A 22473-nucleotide genomic window follows, 5' to 3' on the forward strand; every position below is an offset into this window, starting at 1 on the left:
AATAGTTACGATCATGATGGGGAGCACTATCCGCTAAAAGCAGATCCTCTCTTTTGTACCGATACCATTAATAACACAAAAACGAAGTGGAATTTAAGCTATGGTGGCAGAGTCGAGAAAAACTATTGTTGTAAATGATTCCATTGAAATCGCTTCAATGATGGCTCTATCCCTTAGCCATGACTATCGCTTAATTGATGGAATGTTAGCGCAAAAAGCCTTAAACGAGCTAAAAAAATTTAAGTGATTCCGACCAGTTGTTTGAAAAATAACACCATTAACCAACCGTCTTACTAGAGAAAATATGGAATAAGTGATAAAAGGAGCGGATCCCGTTAGGAATGCAAAAACATACAAAAACCCAAAAGTTTTTCGCAAACAAGCCCATTTCAGTCAAATCGATAGGTAACTATTTCAACCACTTTCGCACTTCCTCTTCCGCAAGTCCAGTGAGATCGGCAATATCTTTCGCTGCCATTCCTTTCGCCGACATATGCCGGATCATGCTCTTCCGTTCTTCCTCCCGACCTTGCTTTAGCCCTTGTTTCAACCCTTGTTTCAATCCTTTTTCCAACCCTTCCTCCATCCCCGCACGCCGCTCGCCAAGAAGATTGGACAATTGATCCCGCAGCCATTTCAGCCGCATTTCATACACGTAGCGATTTTCCGAACTGACGCTTAGCTTCTCCCACTCTTCCAATGCTTCGCGAATTTCTTGCTCGTTCATCGCCAACACCTCCAGTTCCTTGAGAATCGTCTCATCGATCTCTTGTTTCCGGGCATCCACCGCTGACAGCATCATTAACCAGGGCCACTCCGAAGATCGCTTCACATCACGTCTATATTTCTTCCATTTTACCATAAATTGTGATAAGTTCTTTTTCCCTTGAAAATAGATCCTAATTATTTTCTAGATGAGTAATCCTTCCTTATTTTTCAAATGGAGGCGGAAATAAAGGAGTTATTTTATTTGACTCGATCGAAATAGCAGACAGGATCTGAGAAGAGGCAAGCATGATCCGTGCCTTTCCGCGAAGAAGCATTAGACTAAGTTTCATCATAGTCCGAATCCTTTGACTGCATGTACTTATTGAAAGGGAGAGTGTATGAATGGGTACGAAGACTTGCGGCAAATCAAAACACGTATTCAGGCTGTAACAAATATTCTTCTTCATGAATTCATCAGGAAAACTCTTGCATTCTATGAAAATAAATCTCGCGACTCAAAAAGCTGTTTTCTGCAAGAAAAAATACAGAGTGTTGCAGTATACCTATATCAAAATTATGTATAAATATACATATATGTGATCTATCCATCAAGGGCTTGGCGTGAATCCTCTGTAGCCATGATTCTTTAGTCAAGCGTCAGCTTCAATAATTTTAGCAAAACCTAAAGCTCTCTCCATGTATAGCCCCTTTGCATATCACTGCATATGGATTTTGCAATTCTCTGCCCTTTTATTTTGGAAAAAAACAGAAACCCAAATGAACTGGAAGCTGTACTATGAAGTGCCCAGTTATCAAGGATACTAAACTTAGGTTGTGGAAATCCAAATACTGATACCTGAACCATTTGAAATTTAGAGAAATTAAGAACAAAAATAAAAAAATTTTAACTTCTAATCAAGTTTTTTATTTTTAAAGAACCGATCTGGGAAAATTTGATACACAACCGCTTCTTTCATCCAATCTGGTGTTTTGTAATTCGGATCATAGACGGTCAGCTGGAACAGCTCCGCATTTTTGTCGACCGCCCTCCCCCATTGTCCTTCTTTCGTATCTTCGCCATATTCCGCCTTCATCCCGGCATCGACAGCGATAAATTTATAACCGTATACCCCCGGCGCAGAAGGAGTAAACGCAGCCTCCCAATACTCATCATCCCCGAGCACGCCGACTTTTTCCATCGTGTAGACTTTGGCGGTTCCGGTCGTCGCATTTTTCACATACACATCCGCTTTCGTCAAATCGCCTTTTTTCGCCGCAAGACGAAGCGTTACCTTCGTTCCCGCTTTCACCGCGCCAAACGGCTGGCGGTACAGCGTATCCCATGTATTGTGTTTTAATCGGTCTTTCTGAACAACACCGTCAGAGCCATTGGGGTTGTAGTCGGTGTACACCTCTTTTGTTTTCGCATTGAAGAAGAATGTAATGGTTGTCGTTTCCAAAACGGTTAAGCGTGCATTCTCTTGTGGGTAGCTCTCGTTCCAATTGTTTCCGAGGACAATTTTATATTCATACGATCCTTTCGGCACCCGCGCCGTAAACGTGTACACCGAGTCAAAATCATCATCGGTCAACAGCGCTGTCGATGTCCCTGGAGTCCATCCGTTGTTCTCCCCCTCATAGCCGATGGCCGGCAGCACCGTCCCGACAAGACGCGGCTGTTTCTCCTTCGCAATCGCCGTATACCATGTCGAATCCGCGATCGCATGCGTCCGGTCATTGTAATAAAACGTCACCTCGGTTTGCCGATCCAGCTTCAACACCAGATTTGCGCCATTGCGACCACCGGCGCCGTAATTTTCATCCCAGCTGCCGTTGACCGCAATTTTGTACTCATAGGTCCCGGCTGGCAGCGTCCCGGTGAATGTATAAAGCCCATTCCCTTCATCATGCATCCTCGTCGCCAATGCCCCCGGATCCCATTCCGCCGTATGGCCCAACTCATCTTGCAAATTGCCGACTAGCGTGATCGTCCGTGGCTGCGAGGCCGTGGATTCGGCCGTCCACCGATGCTCCCCATTCCCTAGAGCGCTAGAACTTCCTGTTTCGTTCGCAGCGGCAACCGCCTGGAAAGGAGTCAATGCCAGCAACAACACCGATGCCAAAACCAATGATAGCATTCTCCTTGCCTTCTTGATCATCCCCCGCTCCCTTCTCCTTTGTTTGGCCAACTTCCTTCTCTCCTTTCCTTTTTATATTCTTTGTGCAATCGTTTGCACAAAACGGTTGATGCAAACGATTTCATCAATCTTTATCTTATACGAATAAACAGAATATTTCAACTATATTTTCCACTTGTTGAAAAACGAATCGTTCTGTTGTTCTATTTTCGATTCGTGTCAAACTCAAAATTGTTTAAATTCGATATTGAAAACGATTACAAATAAAAATTATAATAGACGTAAACGTTCGAGGGTTTGCTCCCTTTTTACTCTTTTTATCCAATCGTTTCCCTTAATTTTTTGGAAGCCAAACCGTCGAATGTAACATTTGATTAAGGGGGAAGGGCATTGTGCTAACGTTTCACCGCATCATTCGAAAAGGATGGATGTTCCTGCTCGCGTTTTTGCTCACTGCCTCGCTGTTCTGCCCAACAGGACAGCACGCCAAGGCTGCCGCACCGTTTAACGGCACCATGATGCAGTATTTTGAATGGTACTTGCCGGATGATGGCACGTTATGGACCAAAGTGGCCAGTGAAGCCAACAACTTATCCAGCCTTGGCATCACCGCTCTTTGGCTGCCGCCCGCTTACAAAGGAACAAGCCGCAGCGACGTAGGGTACGGAGTATACGACTTGTATGACCTCGGCGAATTCAATCAAAAAGGGACCGTCCGCACAAAATATGGAACAAAAGCTCAATATCTTCAAGCCATTCAAGCCGCCCACGCCGCTGGAATGCAAGTGTACGCCGATGTCGTGTTCGACCATAAAGGCGGCGCTGACGGCACGGAATGGGTGGACGCCGTCGAAGTCAATCCGTCCGACCGCAACCAAGAAATCTCGGGCACCTATCAAATCCAAGCATGGACGAAATTTGATTTTCCCGGGCGGGGCAACACCTACTCCAGCTTTAAGTGGCGCTGGTACCATTTTGACGGCGTTGATTGGGACGAAAGCCGAAAATTAAGCCGCATTTACAAATTCCGCGGCATCGGCAAAGCGTGGGATTGGGAAGTAGACACAGAAAACGGAAACTATGACTACTTAATGTATGCCGACCTTGATATGGATCATCCCGAAGTCGTGACCGAGCTGAAAAACTGGGGGAAATGGTATGTCAACACAACGAACATTGATGGGTTCCGGCTTGATGCCGTCAAGCATATTAAGTTCAGTTTTTTTCCTGATTGGTTGTCGTATGTGCGTTCTCAGACTGGCAAGCCGCTATTTACCGTCGGGGAATATTGGAGCTATGACATCAACAAGTTGCACAATTACATTACGAAAACAAACGGAACGATGTCTTTGTTTGATGCCCCGTTACACAACAAATTTTATACCGCTTCCAAATCAGGGGGCGCATTTGATATGCGCACGTTAATGACCAATACTCTCATGAAAGATCAACCGACATTGGCCGTCACCTTCGTTGATAATCATGACACCGAACCCGGCCAAGCGCTGCAGTCATGGGTCGACCCATGGTTCAAACCGTTGGCTTACGCCTTTATTCTAACTCGGCAGGAAGGATACCCGTGCGTCTTTTATGGTGACTATTATGGCATTCCACAATATAACATTCCTTCGCTGAAAAGCAAAATCGATCCGCTCCTCATCGCGCGCAGGGATTATGCTTACGGAACGCAACATGATTATCTTGATCACTCCGACATCATCGGGTGGACAAGGGAAGGGGTCACTGAAAAACCAGGATCCGGGCTGGCCGCACTGATCACCGATGGGCCGGGAGGAAGCAAATGGATGTACGTTGGCAAACAACACGCTGGAAAAGTGTTCTATGACCTTACCGGCAACCGGAGTGACACCGTCACCATCAACAGTGATGGATGGGGGGAATTCAAAGTCAATGGCGGTTCGGTTTCGGTTTGGGTTCCTAGAAAAACGACCGTTTCTACCATCGCTCGGCCGATCACAACCCGACCGTGGACTGGTGAATTCGTCCGTTGGACCGAACCACGGTTGGTGGCATGGCCTTGATGCCTGCGATCGCGTTGTAAAGACATTCCGCTCTATCATTGAGGCAAAAAACACGGCCTTGCCCGCCATGAATGGCGGCACAAGGCCGTGTTTGATGTTATCATCCATTTGCTTGCTTCAACTTCTCCCCGAGTTCGACAGTCACTAGGCAAACAAAATGCCTCTCGCCCCTTGATACAAAAGGGATCGGAGGCATTTGGGCACACTTCGGGCGTGTATCTAGGTGCGAGGGTGGATGCCTAGAATCTTTGGAGGAGGTTCCAGCCCTAGAGCCGCAAGGAATAGCGCTTGTTTGGCCGTCAGTTCGGTTCGTTGATAAAGGTCGCCGTTTTTTGAAGAAAAATGTCCAAGCATGAGACGCTCGCATTCGTCTCTTACTTTCGGCCACGATTCATGAGTTCGGATCTCCACGATCCGAACCAGCAAGAGAGCCAGCCAACTGAGCAGCACATGCGCCCGGATACGGTCTTCCAAGCGATGATACATGGGGCGCAGCTCGAGTGTTGATTTCAACGTCCGAAAGGCCTGCTCGATATCCACCAGTTGCTTATACCCGAGCGCGACATCCTCGGCAGACAAGGTGTCATCGGAGGTTCGGATGAGATATTTGCCATCGTACGTTTCCGCTTCACGAACCGCTTGCTTGTCGATGCGAAGCGTTCCATCCTTCAATTGACGCAAGTATTTTCCGTAGGACGGATGGGAACGCAGCCGGCAGGTGGCCTTATGATGAGCTTCATTGGGGAGTTGGCGAAGCCCCTCCAACTCCTCTTTCAGCGATTCGAGCAGCGTTTCCCGTTCCTTGCGTTGGCGTTCGGCTTCGCTGGGATTGTACACGAGAACATAGCGCTGACGCGCTTCTCCGTCGCCCACGATGATTTCTTTGATATGCAAGTTCTCGCGAACTTGTTGGTAGCGCCCGCGACGGTTTAGGGCCTCTTCGACGGCGGCTTTGCCGGACCGCATTTTTTCGCCGACAATGTAGTGTCCCCCGGCCTGTTGCAAGATTCGCAAATTCTCTTCAGACGAAAATCCGCGGTCCATCACGCTGATCACACGCCCAAGCTTCCAGCCAATCAAGTCTTGTTTCACCTGTTTGATGACCGTCATATCCATCGTATTGCCAGGCCATACCCAAGCGCGAATGGGGACTCCTTCCCGGGTAACGGCCAGTCCAATGACGATTTGGACCAAATCGGGACGCTTATCTTTGGAAAACCCCTGCTTTCGAAGCGATTCTCCTTCTGGTGTTTCGGATGGATCCACTTCGAAGTACGACGAAGTCGTATCAAAGTAAATCAAATCGACTTCCAGGTTCAATAAATCGGCCACGGCATGGAACACTTGGCGTTCCAATTCCGGCTGCACAGCCAGCAGCTCATCCATCGCCCGGTACAACTGGTGGCTGGCGACTTGGGGAAGATGAGGGATATGCACGTCTTTCTCCACCCACTCCTCCATCGCCAACTTGCTTGACGGATGAAGGGCACGATTCGCCACCATGGCAAAAATCAGCCGTTCCAACGGAATCTGATGATGTCGGGAGGCAAACAAGGAGTGGAGAATCTCTCCCAATCCCAGTTGTCTCCAGAGCTGATCCAAAAGCCAAGCGCCACCAAGGCGTTTGCTTGATTGAAACTGAAAGTCATCCGACACTTCTCCTGTCAACGTCTCGATTTCCCAAGCCTGCTCAGGAGAAAGGAATCGCGAAATGCTTTTGGCCAGACGCTCCAAGACAGCGCGATCCACCTCGTCTTCGCGCCCAAACGAATAAATCACCTTCGCTTTCGCATATTTGGCCTTCGGATCCCATTCGTTGTGAGCAAGCTGGAGATACGCCACGGTCGTTCCATCTTTGTTTTTGCGTGTTACTCGCCGTATGTACATGCCTATATTATAACCGATATTCAGCTGTTTTAAAAGTTAAAATAAACAATTCGTGTGCCTATGAAATTCAGTGTTTTTTTCTAGGATCCGCATCGCGAAATCTTTGATATAACAGCATTTTGGCCATTTTCATTTGCCTAAAATGGCCTCAAAACTGTCGAACTCGGGTCATGCCCTTTTCGAAAAGCAAACTCATCGACACAAACCGCCTTTGGCTGAATGGTATTCGACAAAAAGGAAGGGGCATGGGTATAAAACCAACGTTCAACAGTCGTGTAAGGGAGTTTTAGCATACGAGCCACCGCCTGAATGGATGTTCCAATGCAAGATTGCGCCACCCATTGTTGAAAGACGTCCGTTGCCACACTTCGAGGGGAGATCCCTGGATAAGAGGTGCTGAATGTCATGCCACAAGTGCAACAACGTCTCCGTTCCACTGGGAGTTCAATCCAAAAAACCCCGATCCGTTGGGCATAGCCATGCATCCATTGCTTCTTTTTTCGGGTCATTTTTGTTGTGCGTTGCAAGCAGACAGGACATAACGGACATTGTTCGGGAAGAGAAAGTTCGAAAATCCAGCGTTCTCCTTCTTTTCGTTCCTTTTCAATCAAAACATCTGGCAAATCGATAAGTTCTTTGATAAACTGAGAGTACATGCGAATTTTCCTCCAATGGTTTGGTTTGGTCACCTTTACCATACAGGAAAATTCGCATTTTTTGTACCCTCTATTTTCTTTATTTTCCTACTGCGTTCTATGTCAATATATCAAGTACAACTTGTGGTGAAGAGCCTTTTATTTGAACATTTTACATTTTTTTGTTCTAAGAGCCATAAGACTTTCAAAAGAAAAAAGGACTTCACCCCTCATTTGTAGAATTTTTGATGTGACCTAAACACAATAATTCGCTAGGGGGAAGTCACTTTGTACATTCTACAAGAAAGTCTATTTTCCTTTTTGAAGAACTGTAAATTTTAGATTCTAAAGAAAATTTGCCAAATCTTTTTTAGTGCTCTTGATTTACGTCCCTTTGCTAAGCAATTCTTCACCCCAAGGGGGGGCTGAAGGTCATTCTAAGGAAAGGAATTTTAAGAGCTCTTATTGCTGCTCCATTAAAAGGTTTTGATACGTTTACAGCCCTTCGTAACCGATTGGATTAAGACATTCGTTCCGTTATCAATGCGGTTTAAAAATCGGTCGACCTGCACCATCTATCTCTACTTTTAGTACAGTATTTTCCATGAACACACTCAAAAAAATCTAGCAGAAAAAATCTTTATATGATCTTGTCCAGATAGGCCAAGCTGAAGGCGTATCAATGGAGGGCATCAGGCTATCGATAGTGCCGCCATTAACGCCTATGAAAATAACAAGTCTAAAAACAAACAGGCAATGCAAATTGGGGAGCAAAGTTTGATTCTTTTAGCAATAAAATCACTTGGTTTGGCCATAAAGTGCATCTTTCTGTAGATACCATCAGTGAATTACCGATTGCGATCGAAGTAACTCCAACTCATGTAAACGATGGAGAAGTCGACCCAACATTGATCGGAAATGTGACAGATTGTACAAATTTCCAAATCGAATTTCTGATCATGGATGGTGGATATAACCAACTTTATGAAAAACCGATTAGTTTCTATCAAATTGAAAATTAACAGCTGTTAAAAGCTCCCTGCAAAAAGTCCTTTATTTATAAATATCCCCGATTGACAAATATTTCGTTTCCAAATACGGTTCAATGCCTTCCACTCCACCTTCACGGCCGATTCCGCTTTCTTTCATTCCTCCAAAAGGAGCGTGGGCAGCAGATGGAGAACCGTCATTCCAGCCGATAATTCCGAAATCTAAATGCTCATGCAGATAGATGCCTGTTCTATAGTCATTTGTAAAAAAGTAAGCGGCCAGACCATAAGGCGTGCTGTTTGCAATATTAACAGCTTCTTCTAATTCCTGAAACGTTGTGATTGGCAAAATGGGTCCAAATGTTTCCTCTTGCATAATCTTCATGTTCTCATTGACATTTTTGAGAACCGTCGGATAAACAAAGAAATAGCCTTTTTCCCTATTTGCATTGTATTTATTGCCGCATAGAACTTCAGCACCTTTACTGATTGCATCATTGACCTGCGAGACAATCTTATTAAAGCCTTTTTCATTAATAACTGGCCCAATTTGAGTGCCTTTTTCCAAACCATTTCCAACTTTTAATTTTTTAACTTCATTTGTTAATTTTTCAGCAAATTCCTCTACAATGCTTTCATGCACTAGAACTCTGTTTGCACAAATACATGTTTGACCGGCATTTCTGAACTTGGATGCTATCGTTTGTTCTACCGCCAAATCAATATCAGCATCATGTGCAACAATGACCGGTGCGTGGCCGCCTAATTCCATTCCCTGTATAAAATTTTAGGTCTATATCGCTTGACACGGAGCCTCTGCGGACATGTTTCCTAGCGAAAGGAGCGAGCGCCAATCCTTGCTTCGCAAGGCATCAAGCCTAACATGTCCGCCACTCCATGTAAAATTTTATTCGAATCATTTATGCTAAATAAGCAGTATGCTCAGATATGGTTGTTCATCTACTTGACCTTAATTTTTTGTCCGGTTAAGTCAATTCATTTTAGAACCAATTTTAAAAATAAGTTCTTCATAAATTTTTAGCGATGAGGCAAACAAGAAAGACGAACAAGAGCGCCCAGATGGCGGCTGGTAAGCTATTTCTGTTTCCATGATTTCAATGACGGAATAGCTTTCACCCCCATAAAACCTCCGTCAGCTTTTCGGCGCGGCAGGCGCCTGTGGCTTTACCTTCAGCAAAAAGAAAATGCCAAGGAGCACCATCAGCAAAAGCGATCCCATCGCCAACCGATTGGCAATGTTTCCGTATGAATGAAAAAGGAGGGTAATGCTTCCATAAATCGCTGGACCAATGATGGCTGACACTTTTCCAGAAAAAGCGAACAGTCCGAAAAATTGCCCTTGCTTATCTGGCGGGGAAAGTTCGACTATATATGTTCTCGAAGTGACCCACATCGCTCCTAAACTGACGCCGAACAAACTCCCAGCAATCCAAAAAGATAGCTTGGAAAAAGCAAGCACCCCTATCGCCAGTGCGATGCACATCACGATGCCGACATACAAAACCGCTTTTTTGGCTCCCTTGCTTCTCGTAATATAGCCAAAAAGAAAGGAACCGATAATACTTGAAACTGTGGAGACTAAATATAAAAGGATAAACTCCCCTGCCGTAAACCCGGCAATGACTTTAGCATAAACGGACATGATGGCGATCGTCGTCGCCACCGCATCATTCAAAAAGAAATAAGCAATCATGAAAGTAAAAATGTTTTGATACTTTTTCATTTCTTTCAATGTTGCATAAATATCCCGATAGCCTGCAAAAAGTCCGGCCTTTCGCTTTAAGGCATCGGCTTTTTCGGCTTCTTCTTTGACAAAGAAAAACAGCGGGAAAGAAAAGAGGAGAAACAAAAGGGCGCTTGGAATAAAAGCCCGATAGTAATCCATTTCTCCAACAAATGGATACACAGCGAGCCCGACAAGCGTTCCGACATATCCGACAGCAACGCCAAAACCGGAGATAAGCGGTATTTAGAGCATGCAGTGCGCCAATTGCCATTGGATCGCTTCCGATAATAAAAGCCGTCGGCAGGCTTCCTTTCTTAATCGCCTGTTTCATGATCTTGTAACCTTCACTCGTCAGCCAGTCGGCAATGTATACATTTTCTTCCTTGAATAGTTTTCTTTCTTTCATGATTTTTTCAAACGTTTCTATTCTCGGATCGCGATTTTCAGACTTGCTCAAATTGTCGAGAGTTTTAATTTGCTGCACCCCGCCGATATAGCCGATATTTTGATGATTTAATTGAAATAAATAGTCAAGCACTTTGGCGGTGGCTTTCTTAAAATCTGAAATCACGACATCATATTTTACATGCGAGTCATTCGGGTCATAATCAATAAAGACGACATTAGAATTATGGTTATAAAATTCCTCCAAATTTTCGATATCTAAAGAGCCGATGACAATAATGCCGTCCAAGTTGCTCAGTTTTGAGGGATCACCATTGCTGTTTACCCGGTAAATCGTCGAAATTTCCATCCCAAGATCTTGGCAAGTTTTTTCGCAGCCAACTCGAATGGACATAAAATAAGGATCGTTATACTCATATTCTTCGGAATATATGATGACAAACCCAATATTAAAAGATTTTTTTCCCTTCTACCGGAAGTTTTTTCGTTTTTTTCCGCAGAGGTGTATAGTCCAATTGTTTTGCCGTATCCAAAATACGTTTTCTCGTATCCTCGGCCACAGATAATGTCGGGTCATTATTCAATACTCTTGATACAGTGGCAGTTGAAACATTTGCCAGCTTCGCAATATCTTTAATTGTCGCCATCTCCACAACCTCATTCTAAACATATTTTTTACTAAATTTTTCTGTCATTTTACCAAAATTTTAATTTACAAACAATAAAAAAGTCCGCGAAAGTGGGTAATTCTATTGCTGCACATTTTCCCTGAAAAATGCAAAAAAGAATGCCTGAACATGTTTTTTGTTTTAATGGAGCCTTGGAAAATGCTTTTCAATAGCTTAACCCACCTTGTTGATCAGAGACGATTACGCTTATGGGTTCCCTATGTTTCAGCCTTTCAAAAAACTTATGAACTATCCAATCGTTTTAAACAATCGGCCAATTTAGAATGCCAGCTTCTTAGCAGCCATTCAATAAAGGGCCTAAACGGATAGTTTAAAAAATAACAAATAATCGCCTTATAAAATCTTTATAATTGGAAGTTACACTTTCATTACGAGATTCATGAAATGTTTGAATCATAGGAAGTTGAATCGTGATTGTCTTTTGAAACTGGAGTAAACATTGAAACAGCCACCTTTTTGTTTCAGCAACACACACCTCTTTAAAGTTTCTTCAAGAGAAAGGGGAATCGAAAATGGAGAAATACATTTTGAAAACTCACCATTTGAGTAAATCTTTTGGCAAACAGTTAGCGGCAGACAATGTTTCTTTAAAGGTGAAAACAAACACGATCTATGGACTGCTCGGGCCAAATGGAGCCGGAAAATCAACGACTTTAAAACTGTTAACAGGGCTTTTACATCCCACATCTGGCGAAATTATATTTAACGGTCATCGATGGAGCAGAAAAGATCTTAAAGACATAGGTGTACTTATTGAATCACCGGGTCTTTATGGCAATTTGACCGCTTATGAGAATCTACTTGTTCATACAAAGGTACTAAATTTACCAGAGTCAAGGATACAAGAAGTGCTGAAAATAGTTGGTTTAGAAAATACCGGTAAAAAGAAAGTATCGCAATTTTCGTTTGGCATGAAGCAAAGATTAGGTATTGCTAAAGCACTTTTAAATCATCCAAAGCTTCTTATTCTCGATGAGCCAACAAACGGGCTTGATCCACTAGGTATACAAGAATTGCGCAAGCTTATAAGATCCTTCCCATTGCACGGAATGACTGTCATTTTATCAAGTCATATCTTATCAGAAGTGGAACAATTAGCAGATCATATTGGCATCATTCATCATGGAAAACTCAAATATCAAGGTGAAATCGAGAAAAATAAAGATTTAGAAAAATTGTTTATGGAAGTAGTCAGTGAAAAAACGAAATAGGGAGGAAATGAAATAATGCTCAATATGATACAGTCAGAAAATTTAAAATATAAACGTACATTTACAAAAAAAATTGTATATATTTCTCCTTTCTTTTTTATATTATATGCCATTCTTACAATGCCTACTATTCATTCAAAATATAATTATTTCGAATATACAGTATTCAATTGGTGGCCATTACTATTTATGCCGTTAGGGACAGCCTTGATATCTTCACTTTCTGCAATGAGGGAAAAAAAGTCAGGAAACTACAGAGTTTTACGATGTCATGATATGAGTTTAACACATATGTGGTTCAGTAAAATCATTGTGATTGCCCTATATACATTGTTATCATCTATTGAACTCATCTTCTTATTGTTCATATTAAAATTTTTTCTTCCTAACAGCATTACATCAGCAGTTGTAGTAATACAAGCAAGTCTTGCAGTTTGGGTCACATCTTTGGCATACATCCCTATAGGCTTGTTTTTGGCAGAACGATTCGGAACAGCGGTTTCTATTATTGTTAGTGTTTTAGGCATCGTCATAGGAGTAGTGATGGCCTCAGAACCTTATTGGATTTATATTCCGTGGAGCTGGGGAATGAGGCTAATGTCTCCTATTGTAGGTGTTCATCCAAATGGAACCCCGCTGGAAACAGGAAGTCCATTGTTAAATTCTTCTGTTATTCCAATGGGAATTGTCGTCTCGATTGTATTTTTTATTTTGCTGTCATTTGCGACAGCGATTTGGTTTTCTAAAAAAGAGGTGAACTGAATTGTCTTTTCTTCAAGTTCTATCTTCCGAATGGATAAAGACGAAGCGAACGGCGATTAGACTTATCGTGTTTGTCACACCAATCGTTTATCCAGTTTGTATGTTATGGTATTTTTCTAAATACAGTAATCCTTCATCATGGCAAATTAAGATATATAGCGGCTTTTTCGAGGTGTTAACAGTCTCTATACCTATCATTGTCTCTCTACTTACAGGTCTTATATCGTTTCAGGAAGAAAAATCAGGAAATTTTATCGGCCTGTTAGCAGAACCAGTTTCAAGAGCAAAACTTTATATGAGTAAACTAGTTTTGCTGATTTTATCAGCAATCATGGATATATTCTTGGCCACTTTCCTTATGCTGTTAGGGATGAGTTATATATTACATGTAGACGATGTTCATTACGGATTATTTTGGCAAGGTGCACTGTTATCAGTGATTGGCTCGCTTTTTCTTTTTTCAATGCATATATTTATTAGCTTTGCATATGGGATGGGAGCGTCTATAGCTATTGGAGGGGGCGGTTTCCTTATTTCAGCTATCATTGGAGCAACCGTTGTTGGGGATGACATGTGGCCATTTATACCTTGGGCTTGGGCTGTTAGACTTGCAAAAATCCCCATATTGTTGATGCCTGAAGCAAAGCTTGCTAATGGAATACAGCCATCAGAGCTCTTTCTTCAAGAACTGATGAAAGGCATGATACCGGCGATTATATGTTTTGTGTTCGCAACAATCGGCGGAATAATATGGTTTAATCGATGGGAAGGAAACAAATCATATGAATAATAACAAAAACAATCTTGTAAAGCACGATGAAGCAGGAAAGGAGAAAATATGCATTGAAAAGAAAAAATTCTATATTTTCCCTTTTATTGATCGTTTCAATTTTTTTGGGAGGTTGTTCGCTTATAAGCGAGTTAAAACATACCGCAACAAAAAATATGGCGATTGATAAAAAACTACCGATATATGAATTAAACAAACAAAATTTTAAGGAAATAAGCTATAAAGATAAGACTTATATTATCCAAGAATCTGTCATTAAGCCTAGTTATTTACAAGAACCTATTGGGAGAGTTTCCGAAAGTATTACAATTAATGAAGAACATGAAATATTAAGCAAAAAAGAACTTAGAAAAGTTGAAGTTCTTCCAAATAAAAAAGAAGAAAAAAGATTTCATTATAACTTTGGCTGGGTATACAGCATAAAAAATACAAACCCAGACGAAGAAATAGCAGTTGTCGTGAATAACCAATATCGTGTGGCAAAAATGCAAAAATAAAATTCGCCACAAAAGGTGGAATCAAGAGCGACGATAGAATGAATTGATTTTCTATATGGACAAAAAAGATGGAAAAATGAGCGCAAGCGCCGCATGAATAATGGGATTTAGAGTCAAAATTCAAGAAGGAAGCCGAAAACATTAAGCGTTATTGAAACTTATTACAAATTTATGATATTTTCCTGTTCCTTTATATAAAACTCTACTGTCGCTCCACCTTTTTCGTTATTATAAGCCAAAATCTCTCCACCAAAATTGTTAACAATTTTTTTCGAGATATAAAGGCCTAAACCGATATGATTTTTGTATTGTTCATCTTGATAAAATGCCTCGAACAACATGGACGCATCCTTTTGTTTAAATCCGATTCCTGTATCCATACATTTAAAGAAAATTTTATTGCTCTCATCACCTAGTTCATCATGTACCTCAAGTTTAATTTCTCCATTCGTTGTAAATCTCAGGCTGTTATATAAAATATTATCTAAGACCCTCATTAACATTGACTCATCAAGTAAATAAAATTGTTTACTTAAATTGATATCAAACTTAATATCTAAGTTCCTTTTATTATAGGCCACTGCTGATATTTCTTGCTTTTTCTCTATAAGCATTTTATTCAAATCCAATTTCTTAATATTTAATAAAAAATTCGCCTTTTCTACTTTATATAACAGCGATAAATTATCTGTAAGCATGACCATCTTATTACAATTATTACGAATAATATCTAGATGGGGAATGATATCAAAATCATCATGGTTCTTCAAATCAGCAATCAAATCCATTTGTCCTTGGATCACCGTTAAAGGGGTTCTTATGTCATGGGCAATTGATGACATCATCATCTTGCGTTCATCATCTAACTTTGATAGATTTTCAATGGTTTCTTTCAGTGCGTTGATCATTGTATTAAAAGAATTTTGTATTTTGATAAATTCCCATCTTTTAAGCCCGTGCACCTGAAAGTCAAAATCACCATTCGAAATCTTCTCTGCAGCCTGAAGCAATACTTTGATATTATTAAATAATGACTTATATAGTTTAGATGTAAATAAAATCAAATAAATAATAAAAAATATTAACGGCGAGATCAGCAGCAAAATATAAATCAATACCACTCCGGGATTATCCTTTATATTATTAATTAAGAACCCAAAAGGAGCCTTTATGACATAGACAGCTTGGATAGAGTTATTATGCTGAACAGGTACATATCTATAAACATACTTTCCTTTTACAATCTCATGATTTATGACTTTGCTGAAATTTATTTTATTTTCTACAACCCCCTTATCCCCATACATATGATTACCGTTGATATCCAAAACTTCACCTTGGATGTTTTCATGATAGGACTTTAAATCAATTAATTGTCCTTTTAAAATTGATGATGAATTTTCTTCGATCTTTTTTTCAATTAAATCTATATACTTAACATAATAGTTAGACGGTTTGATGGTATTGTTGTTTGTTATCACAAATATCAACAGAAATAAGCATATATATGTGATAAGCGTTGATATAAAGGTTGATAGGAAGACCTTAACAACCAATAAATAAAAATCTCTTTTTATCGTTTTATCCTTTTTCATATGTCACATCCCATTTATATCCTAATCCATATAGCGTTTTAATATAAGAATGTTCCGGATCTAAAGAGCGAATTTTCTTTCTAATATTTTTGATACTCTCTGTAACTGTTTCTAATTGACTTTCTGAATCGAATCCCCATACGCTTTCAAAAATTCTTTCTTTAGAAAAAACCATATTCTTATTCAACATTAATAGTTTAATGATTTCATACTCTTTTTTTGTTAAATGTAATTTAACACCTTTACAAAAAATTTCATTAGCTAAAAGATCTATAGTAATATTTTTAGAGCTTAGAAGATGCCTTTCATTCGATCTTATTCGCTCTTCTCGTCTTAAATGGCAATCTATTCTAGCCTTTAATTCCTTTAAGCTAAAGGGTTTACTAATATAGTCATCTCCACCTACTGAAAGAGCTTGAATCTTATCTTCTTCTAACGTTTTTGCACTTACAAATATGATAGGACAATCCAAACTGTCACGGATCATGCTACACAATTCCATTCCATCAATGCCTTCCATCATAATATCCAATATAATTAAATCAAAATTATTATTGATAATCTGCAATGCCTCATTCCCGCTATGAACAGTTTCAACAAAGTAATTATAAAGCTCTAGGTATTGTTTTATTGTAAGGCAAATATCTTCATTATCATCAACCACTAAGATTCTCTTTTTTTTATTCATTATCCCCACCACCTATATGAATTCTTGGAATAATTCGGGACAATATAAAAAATAATGATGTAACCGAATAGAAACTCGAAGTTATCTGTCTTAATGGCAAATAACAACATTCCATTCCCTATATAAATTGAGAATCTAAAGTTTTTCTAATGTTTTTGGAAATTTTTTATTGCAATTGAAAAGTGCAGAAAAATGCAATGAACATGCGAATGTTTGCTGCCATATTAATTCCTTTTAATATCACACGAAGACAGCAAATGTTAGGTAAACTCACATATCAAAATATTTTAAAATTTCAAAGAGTTTTTAGAGGTTTTTTAGGAGTGAAGGAAACGATTTTAAAAAAAGTGAATCTAATGGAAGAATGGTTAAGATAATTATTGTTGCGGATGCATCGAAATAAGAAAAATTACTTGTCGACGTTTATGAAGACAGGGAAATATAAATTAGGGATGGAGGCAGCTTGTTTAAAACAAAGACCTTGATGCTATAATCAAACCTCTTGTAAAGTGCAAAATAAAAATTCAGAGTTTTGCAAAGAAATACACAGGTCTGAACTGTCGCCAAGTGCAAACAATGATCCGAAATGAGGATCGAAGGAAGCGAATTCCCTCCCTTTCGCTGATCATACCTTTAGTCCCTCAACACTCTCTCAGCAAGTTGGACAGATGACTGGCGCCATACCCAACTACTCTTTCAACAAATGACAGATTTTTCTTCCGTCAAATCCAGCATGCGCAATTTCTGTTACGCTCAGTCCTTTTTCAGCCACTTTCGCACTTCCTCTTCCGCAAGTCCAGTAAGATCGGCAATGTCTTTCGCCGCCATTCCTTTCGCCGACATATGCCGGATCATGTTCTTCCGTTCTTCTTCCCGTCCTTCCTTTAATCCTTCTTCCCGTCCTTGCTTTATCCCTTTTTCCAACCCTTCCTCCATCCCAGCGCGCCGCTCGCCCAGAAGGTTGGACAATTGATCCCGCAGCCATTTCAGCCGCATTTCATATGCGTAGCGATTTTCCGGACTGACGCTTAGCTTCTCCCACTCTTCCAACGCTTCGCGAATTTCTTGCTCGTTCATCGCCAACACCTCCAGTTCATTGAGAATTGTCTCATCAATTTCTCGTTTTCGGGCATCCACCGCCGACAGCATCATCAACCAGGGCCACTCCGAAGATCGTTTGATCTCACGTCTGTATTTCTTCCATTTTACCATAAATTGTGATACATCAATGGCGTGAAATTCAAGATGCGCGCTCCAAAGAAATTGTTCTTCATCCTCTCGGATATGAAAGATGGTGTGGAAGCGATCGGTTTCATGCGGAAAGAGCGGGTAGTTGAGGATGGCAATCATAATCGTGGGCGGAAGTTCGCTGTACCCTTGTCCTTTGAAAAGCGACTGGGAAAAGAGCCTCGCCCAGTAATACAAAATCCGCTCCGGCATATCGTGTTGGTCAATGATTTGAATTTCCACGTTGATCCGCTCGCCTCGGTCGGTCCACACGAGCACATCCAGCCGGTTCATTTTCCCCTCTTCTATCTCTTTTGCCAGCTCCGTGTTTTCAAACTGCACATCAACAATCCGGTCATGGCCTGTCCGATGCAAAACCGCATTCAAAAAAGCGATTGTTATCTGCTTTCGGCTCGGGTGGCCGAACAATTGTTTAAACATAAAGTCCAGTTTTAAATCGAGGTATTCCTTCATAACAGGGATCATCCTTTCGAGGAGAATTTGGAGAGGAATAGAGGTTCATCTAAAGAAAAGCCAAAACCATTGACAGAGTTTTCAGACAAAAAAGAGCCCATCGCCTTTCTAATACGCACTTCTTGACAAATCCCAACCGGCAGCCGTTCTAATGAAAACTTTGCCACCAGATATATCGGGAACATATGTTCTGTTAATGCTATTGTAATATACATGATCTTCTCTTTCAACCACCAACATTTCGACAAATTTCGAACCAGCCAAACACCATTCCAAAAGGGTTAACTCCCACTCCCTTGGAAATAGATCCCAATTGTCTTCTGAAAACAGGAGGATGAGTAAAATTTTCCTCATTTTCCTTAAATGTAAATGGAGGCGGAAATGAAGGCGTCGTCTTTATTGGAATCGATCGAAAGAAAAGACAAGCACTAGCCATGATCCGCGCCTCATCCGGAGAAGATTGTACGAGTTTCATCATAGTCCGCATTCCTTTACTGTATGTCCCGCATTAAAAAAAGGAAAGGGGGAGTGTATGAAAAGAGGTACGAATACTTGCGGCAAATCAAGACCCACATTGAAGCGCAACAAATAATCCTCCGTGAGATCATTAGAAAAACCACTCGCATTTGGCGAAAAATAAATCTTATGATTCGAATAATTTCGGAAGTGCTGAAAGATGTGCGATGAAGAACCCGGTTACAAAGGAAAAGGCATATATAGATGGCGGAAATCAAATATTTGCACCTGAACAAATGAAATTGAGACGTAAAGAGCAAAGAGCCTTCCTCATAAATCGATTTTCGACTTATAGCTGTCCCCTTTATGGAATAACGTTGAAAGATCATGCAATTCAGTCAAGCCCTAATATTGTGTAAAAGCCGACTCCCAGCTCAGCAAACTTATGCCTGCGAAATAGAACCGCTTTCCGCTCGCTCCTCTTTCCATAAATTATTAGACTCATCATGGAATTCCCCTTTTTGTACAGTCCCTTCAACGGCCAAATCCAAATTATTGTGTAAAATCATACTCCCAGTCTAGCGAACTTAGAGCGAACTTAGGCTCCCGGCAAATCAAACCGCTTCCTTTTCACACAAAATTCAGGACTTAATCGCCTCCAACAAGTTTTTTAGCTTTACTTATACAAATTCCAGCCGCAATCAACTAAACGCAACAGGCAAAATTCAACCCACCATTTCATATCCTAAAGGATGAGAAATGGTGGTTTAATATTACTGTGTTGTATACCGCTTCCTTCCATTAAAAAACAAACTCCACTGTCGGATTTTTCGTTACACAATCAATATGGACATCTGCTTTAACCATTCCGCCAAAGGTGTGATTGGAACCGAATGCAACGTGGACGGTATTGTACGCTTTTTCATCTTCCAAAATAACGCCTGTGATTCTTGCTGCATAGTTTGTTCCGATGCCTAACTCGCCTAACAAACGGCCGTTTCCATCCCCGAGCAGCGCCAGTAATTGAGCACCTGTCTCACCTGTGGCATCTACCAACCTCCCCTTTTCAATCGTTAATACAACAGGTTCATCGACTAAACCTATACCTGCAATCGAACCTGTAATTTCAATTTTTCCTACCGCCTGTTCTTCTAATGGAGCTATATACGCCTCACCTGAAGGAAGATTTCCGGATGCCGCTTTTCCGCGGAAAACACCTGTACTTGGTATACCATCTCTGCCTTCAACAGGAATCTTTAATTCATAGCTGTCGCCGGTTTTAATAATAACCATTTTTGCCTTTGTTAATTTTTCCGCTACTTCATTTGTTTCTTTTTCAACAATGCTATAATCTGCACTCATCGCACCATTCAAAAACATATCTTCTGTAATTCCCGGCATGGTAATGACACTAACTCCATGTTGATTGGCCGTTTTCCTTGCAGCAGTATGGGTCAATGAATGTTTCGTTAAACAAAAGACAAGATCAAATTCCAGCATTTTTTCTGCCGTTTCCTGCGGAGGTTCTTCCCCTGATTTACTCCGATCTTCCATTACATGAATTTTCGTTTTCCACCCATCATTTTTTAGAGCCTTTTCAAATTTTCTCCCTAACGATTCCGTACTATTATCCGTTAAAACAAGGATAGATATATTTTTGTCTACTGAAAAATTATTTTTCATTAAATTATGAACGGTTTCTTGAAAACTGCTCATACCTTTTCACTCCTTATTTTGCGTAAAATATATACTTGCCAAAACAAAAATGAAAGCGATGATCGTACCGAAACCGAGTGGTTCATCCAATAAAAAAACACCTAACAGAATCGTGGTAATTGGCATCAAATAGGTAATAAATAAGGCAAAAATGGCGCCGCCGGATTTAATTAAATAAAAATACAACAGATTCCCGATACCCGAATTAAATACGCCTAACATGACAAAATAGAAAAAATTATTTCCACTATTTCCACTAAATAAATATTGATAGCTATCAAGATCAAATAAAAGCATAAAAATACCGGAATAAATACTGCCGACAGCCATTGAAACAAAGGACAATGTGTAGACAGAAACCGAACTCAAAAACTTGCCTGTCAAAATCGAAGACAATGTATAAAAACTGACTGCTACTAACAGAAATATGGCACTCATAACCTGAAATTGCCCAGAAAATCCAAAAACAAAAGATAATACTATACCGATAAAGCCAATGGCGACACCTAATAGTTCTTGTCGATGAACCTTCTGTTTTAATAGAAAAACACTAAATAAAACGCCAAAAATCGGACCTGTTGCATTGATAACCGCACTAATGGTTGTATCTAAACCCTTTTGGCTAAAACTCATAAATACCCATGGAACACCTGCGCTTAACAAGGTAATTCCAATTAAGGCACCCTTATTTTTAAAGTCTGTTTTTTTCTTTTTCAATAGAACGAATGGCAACAAAACCAGACCGCCAAATAAACAACGATAAAAAACAATAGAAACCGCATGAAAATCTGGTAAAAGCAATTTTGTAAAATAAAATGTCGATCCCCAAAGGAGGCTTAATACAAATAAAGCCAATACTGGCATTTCAGATTACATCCTTCCATGCTATAGGAAAACGAAAGCGCCCATTAAGCGATCTGCTTCCAGGCCTAGAGCCGCAGGACTGTGAACAACATCGGTGAAACAGCATCGCATAAAGAAAAAGCGAATGCTTTTTCGGGGAGATAAAAGGCACGATGGGGCTTGTGATCCGATGTTGTCCAAATCGTACGGAGGCGATGGAAACCTCGCTCCTGCTAAAGCACTTCAGCATTTAAGTTCAAAATGTAATTTCTTACTTTAAAAAGAGATCCGGATAGATCCGGATCAACTAAAAGACATATTCTGCAGCAATCCGTGCCACAAGTGTACGTGGAAGAATCACCGGCAAACCGCTCCCTTTTTTCGCTTCAAGTTTATGGGTTTCATTGTACCCCATACAATCCAACACAATTAACTCTGCACCCTGTTCTTTTAAGGATGCAGCCGCTCCGGCGATATCGCTTTCTTCATAAGGAGAAGCGGCTGCCGTTACCAATTCCAGTCCGACGCCCTCCCATTTTTTCGCTAATGAATGCCGCTGCTTTTCTAATGGAACCACTAACCCTAATTTACTGCCGCCCGTCATAATGGCTTGAACTGTATGCACTAAAATTTTATCCGGATAAATGATTGGTTTTGTTGTCACTAATGTTGGAAAATCACCGGTACATAACATAATCACTACTTCCACATCTTGTTCCAATTTGGTCAATTCATCCTGTAATAATGGAAGCAGCTTGCTTTTTCCAATCTCGACTGATTGACCATTGCGGAGTCGGGAAATATAAACTGTGTCCGAACCCTCAGGTTTGATGGCATCCATCGTTTCTTCCGTTAGCCGATCCAATCCGCCTCTTTCCACGATTTCTACATCCGCACCGAAAATTTTTTGAAAGGAAGGAGTGGCATCTGTGCGAGGGGATTGGCCGATTGTTAGTACACCAACCTTAGCCATG

General features: G+C 40.8%; 17 protein-coding genes and 6 pseudogenes. 7 read left to right on the forward strand and 16 right to left on the reverse strand.

The genetic code is table 11. The features are described from left to right. The first annotated feature begins 100 nt into the window (after positions 1 to 100). Complete coding sequence (locus NST97_RS11380) at positions 101 to 247, forward strand: 2-oxo acid dehydrogenase subunit E2 (protein WP_094244319.1); 147 nt, start codon at positions 101 to 103, stop codon at positions 245 to 247. Between the two features lie 162 nt (positions 248 to 409). Here NST97_RS11380 and NST97_RS11385 read toward each other — a convergent pair whose 3' ends face one another. Further along, positions 410 to 802 carry an Rpn family recombination-promoting nuclease/putative transposase gene (locus NST97_RS11385; RefSeq protein ID WP_341343252.1) on the reverse strand — a complete coding sequence of 131 codons (393 nt, stop codon included), beginning with the start codon at positions 800 to 802 and terminating at the stop codon, positions 410 to 412. 838 nt (positions 803 to 1640) lie between these two features. Continuing rightward, positions 1641 to 2897 (reverse strand): annotated as a pseudogene (locus NST97_RS11390) (pullulanase X25 domain-containing protein); the annotation flags it as partial. A gap of 377 nt (positions 2898 to 3274) precedes the next feature. Between NST97_RS11390 and amyS the strand changes: the two are divergent. Next, on the forward strand, positions 3275 to 4888 hold the full coding sequence (amyS, locus tag NST97_RS11395; RefSeq protein ID WP_445684615.1) for an alpha-amylase: 1614 nt from the start codon (positions 3275 to 3277) through the stop codon (positions 4886 to 4888). Positions 4889 to 5107: 219 nt separating this feature from the next. Here the strand turns inward: amyS and NST97_RS11400 are convergent, their stop codons facing one another. Together NST97_RS11400 and NST97_RS11405 are read right to left on the reverse strand one after the other, a co-directional pair. Then, positions 5108 to 6775, reverse strand: a complete 1668-nt coding sequence (locus NST97_RS11400; protein ID WP_172437878.1) for an IS1634 family transposase — start codon at positions 6773 to 6775, stop codon at positions 5108 to 5110. A gap of 149 nt (positions 6776 to 6924) precedes the next feature. Continuing rightward, positions 6925 to 7431: pseudogene (locus tag NST97_RS11405) on the reverse strand (helix-turn-helix domain-containing protein); the annotation flags it as partial. Between the two features lie 267 nt (positions 7432 to 7698). On the opposite strand from NST97_RS11405, the pseudogene NST97_RS19295 reads away from it, so the two are divergent. Continuing rightward, positions 7699 to 8393, forward strand: a pseudogene (locus NST97_RS19295) (transposase); the annotation flags it as partial. Positions 8394 to 8463: 70 nt separating this feature from the next. On the opposite strand, the pseudogene NST97_RS11415 reads toward NST97_RS19295, so the two are convergent. From NST97_RS11415 to NST97_RS11430, 4 genes and pseudogenes are all read right to left on the reverse strand, one after another. Beyond that, positions 8464 to 9171, reverse strand: a pseudogene (locus tag NST97_RS11415) (aldehyde dehydrogenase family protein); the annotation flags it as partial. A 381-nt stretch (positions 9172 to 9552) separates the two neighbouring features. Continuing rightward, positions 9553 to 10389 (reverse strand): annotated as a pseudogene (locus NST97_RS11420) (MFS transporter); the annotation flags it as partial. 46 nt (positions 10390 to 10435) lie between these two features. Beyond that, a pseudogene (locus NST97_RS11425) lies at positions 10436 to 10945 on the reverse strand (transcriptional regulator); the annotation flags it as partial. Positions 10946 to 11000: 55 nt separating this feature from the next. After that, on the reverse strand, positions 11001 to 11198 hold the full coding sequence (locus NST97_RS11430; RefSeq protein WP_339197844.1) for a LacI family DNA-binding transcriptional regulator: 198 nt from the start codon (positions 11196 to 11198) through the stop codon (positions 11001 to 11003). A gap of 554 nt (positions 11199 to 11752) precedes the next feature. Here NST97_RS11430 and NST97_RS11435 point away from each other — a divergent pair. The 4 genes from NST97_RS11435 to NST97_RS11450 are packed head-to-tail and all read left to right on the forward strand — an operon-like array spanning position 11753 to position 14500. After that, positions 11753 to 12451, forward strand: a complete 699-nt coding sequence (locus tag NST97_RS11435; protein WP_339197848.1) for a lantibiotic protection ABC transporter ATP-binding protein — start codon at positions 11753 to 11755, stop codon at positions 12449 to 12451. A gap of 15 nt (positions 12452 to 12466) precedes the next feature. Continuing rightward, positions 12467 to 13213, forward strand: coding sequence for a lantibiotic immunity ABC transporter MutE/EpiE family permease subunit (locus NST97_RS11440; RefSeq protein WP_339210554.1), 747 nt, complete (start codon positions 12467 to 12469; stop codon positions 13211 to 13213). 1 nt (position 13214) lies between these two features. Continuing rightward, the gene (locus tag NST97_RS11445) at positions 13215 to 14003 is read left to right on the forward strand and encodes a lantibiotic immunity ABC transporter MutG family permease subunit (protein WP_339197851.1); all 789 of its coding nucleotides are present in this window, start codon (positions 13215 to 13217) and stop codon (positions 14001 to 14003) included. Positions 14004 to 14056: 53 nt separating this feature from the next. After that, positions 14057 to 14500, forward strand: a complete 444-nt coding sequence (locus tag NST97_RS11450; RefSeq protein ID WP_339197854.1) for a NisI/SpaI family lantibiotic immunity lipoprotein — start codon at positions 14057 to 14059, stop codon at positions 14498 to 14500. Positions 14501 to 14661: 161 nt separating this feature from the next. On the opposite strand, the gene NST97_RS11455 is transcribed toward NST97_RS11450, so the two are convergent. From NST97_RS11455 to NST97_RS11490, 8 genes are all read right to left on the reverse strand, one after another. Next, positions 14662 to 16095: a HAMP domain-containing sensor histidine kinase gene (locus NST97_RS11455; protein ID WP_339197857.1), complete on the reverse strand. Its 1434-nt coding sequence runs from the start codon at positions 16093 to 16095 to the stop codon at positions 14662 to 14664. After that, on the reverse strand, positions 16082 to 16783 hold the full coding sequence (locus tag NST97_RS11460) for a response regulator transcription factor (RefSeq protein WP_339197860.1): 702 nt from the start codon (positions 16781 to 16783) through the stop codon (positions 16082 to 16084). Before NST97_RS11460 ends, NST97_RS11455 begins: the two co-directional genes overlap by 14 nt. A 753-nt stretch (positions 16784 to 17536) precedes the next feature. Further along, the gene (locus NST97_RS11465) at positions 17537 to 18484 is read right to left on the reverse strand and encodes an Rpn family recombination-promoting nuclease/putative transposase (protein ID WP_339197863.1); all 948 of its coding nucleotides are present in this window, start codon (positions 18482 to 18484) and stop codon (positions 17537 to 17539) included. Positions 18485 to 18492: 8 nt separating this feature from the next. Next, positions 18493 to 18699 (reverse strand): hypothetical protein, encoded by a 207-nt coding sequence (locus NST97_RS11470; protein WP_339210555.1) that lies wholly within the window; start codon positions 18697 to 18699, stop codon positions 18493 to 18495. Between the two features lie 11 nt (positions 18700 to 18710). Then, positions 18711 to 18962, reverse strand: a complete 252-nt coding sequence (locus NST97_RS11475; RefSeq protein WP_341343255.1) for a hypothetical protein — start codon at positions 18960 to 18962, stop codon at positions 18711 to 18713. 779 nt (positions 18963 to 19741) lie between these two features. Then, complete coding sequence (locus NST97_RS11480) at positions 19742 to 20656, reverse strand: aminopeptidase (protein ID WP_339194180.1); 915 nt, start codon at positions 20654 to 20656, stop codon at positions 19742 to 19744. Between the two features lie 6 nt (positions 20657 to 20662). Beyond that, positions 20663 to 21520 (reverse strand): DMT family transporter, encoded by an 858-nt coding sequence (locus NST97_RS11485; RefSeq protein ID WP_339210557.1) that lies wholly within the window; start codon positions 21518 to 21520, stop codon positions 20663 to 20665. A 286-nt stretch (positions 21521 to 21806) separates the two neighbouring features. Next, the gene (locus NST97_RS11490) at positions 21807 to 22472 is read right to left on the reverse strand and encodes an AroM family protein (protein WP_339197875.1); all 666 of its coding nucleotides are present in this window, start codon (positions 22470 to 22472) and stop codon (positions 21807 to 21809) included. Position 22473 lies beyond the last annotated feature (1 nt).

The organism is Aeribacillus sp. FSL K6-1305, from assembly GCF_038050115.1.
GTDB lineage: Bacteria > Bacillota > Bacilli > Bacillales > Aeribacillaceae > Aeribacillus > Aeribacillus composti.

Bases quoted from the DNA above. Each gene is read 5' to 3' on its own strand.
- NST97_RS11490 (WP_339197875.1), bottom strand. From the start codon at position 22,472: ATGGCTAAGGTTGGTGTACTAACAATCGGCCAATCCCCTCGCACAGAT.
- NST97_RS11470 (WP_339210555.1), bottom strand. From the start codon at position 18,699: ATGTATATTACAATAGCATTAACAGAACATATGTTCCCGATATATCTG.
- NST97_RS11435 (WP_339197848.1), top strand. From the start codon at position 11,753: ATGGAGAAATACATTTTGAAAACTCACCATTTGAGTAAATCTTTTGGC.
- NST97_RS11475 (WP_341343255.1), bottom strand. From the start codon at position 18,962: ATGATGAAACTCGTACAATCTTCTCCGGATGAGGCGCGGATCATGGCT.
- NST97_RS11465 (WP_339197863.1), bottom strand. From the start codon at position 18,484: ATGAAGGAATACCTCGATTTAAAACTGGACTTTATGTTTAAACAATTG.
- NST97_RS11440 (WP_339210554.1), top strand. From the start codon at position 12,467: ATGCTCAATATGATACAGTCAGAAAATTTAAAATATAAACGTACATTT.
- NST97_RS11430 (WP_339197844.1), bottom strand. From the start codon at position 11,198: ATGGCGACAATTAAAGATATTGCGAAGCTGGCAAATGTTTCAACTGCC.
- amyS (WP_445684615.1), top strand. From the start codon at position 3,275: ATGTTCCTGCTCGCGTTTTTGCTCACTGCCTCGCTGTTCTGCCCAACA.
- NST97_RS11485 (WP_339210557.1), bottom strand. From the start codon at position 21,520: ATGCCAGTATTGGCTTTATTTGTATTAAGCCTCCTTTGGGGATCGACA.
- NST97_RS11380 (WP_094244319.1), top strand. From the start codon at position 101: ATGGTGGCAGAGTCGAGAAAAACTATTGTTGTAAATGATTCCATTGAA.
- NST97_RS11400 (WP_172437878.1), bottom strand. From the start codon at position 6,775: ATGTACATACGGCGAGTAACACGCAAAAACAAAGATGGAACGACCGTG.
- NST97_RS11385 (WP_341343252.1), bottom strand. From the start codon at position 802: ATGATGCTGTCAGCGGTGGATGCCCGGAAACAAGAGATCGATGAGACG.
- NST97_RS11460 (WP_339197860.1), bottom strand. From the start codon at position 16,783: ATGAATAAAAAAAAGAGAATCTTAGTGGTTGATGATAATGAAGATATT.
- NST97_RS11480 (WP_339194180.1), bottom strand. From the start codon at position 20,656: ATGAGCAGTTTTCAAGAAACCGTTCATAATTTAATGAAAAATAATTTT.
- NST97_RS11455 (WP_339197857.1), bottom strand. From the start codon at position 16,095: ATGAAAAAGGATAAAACGATAAAAAGAGATTTTTATTTATTGGTTGTT.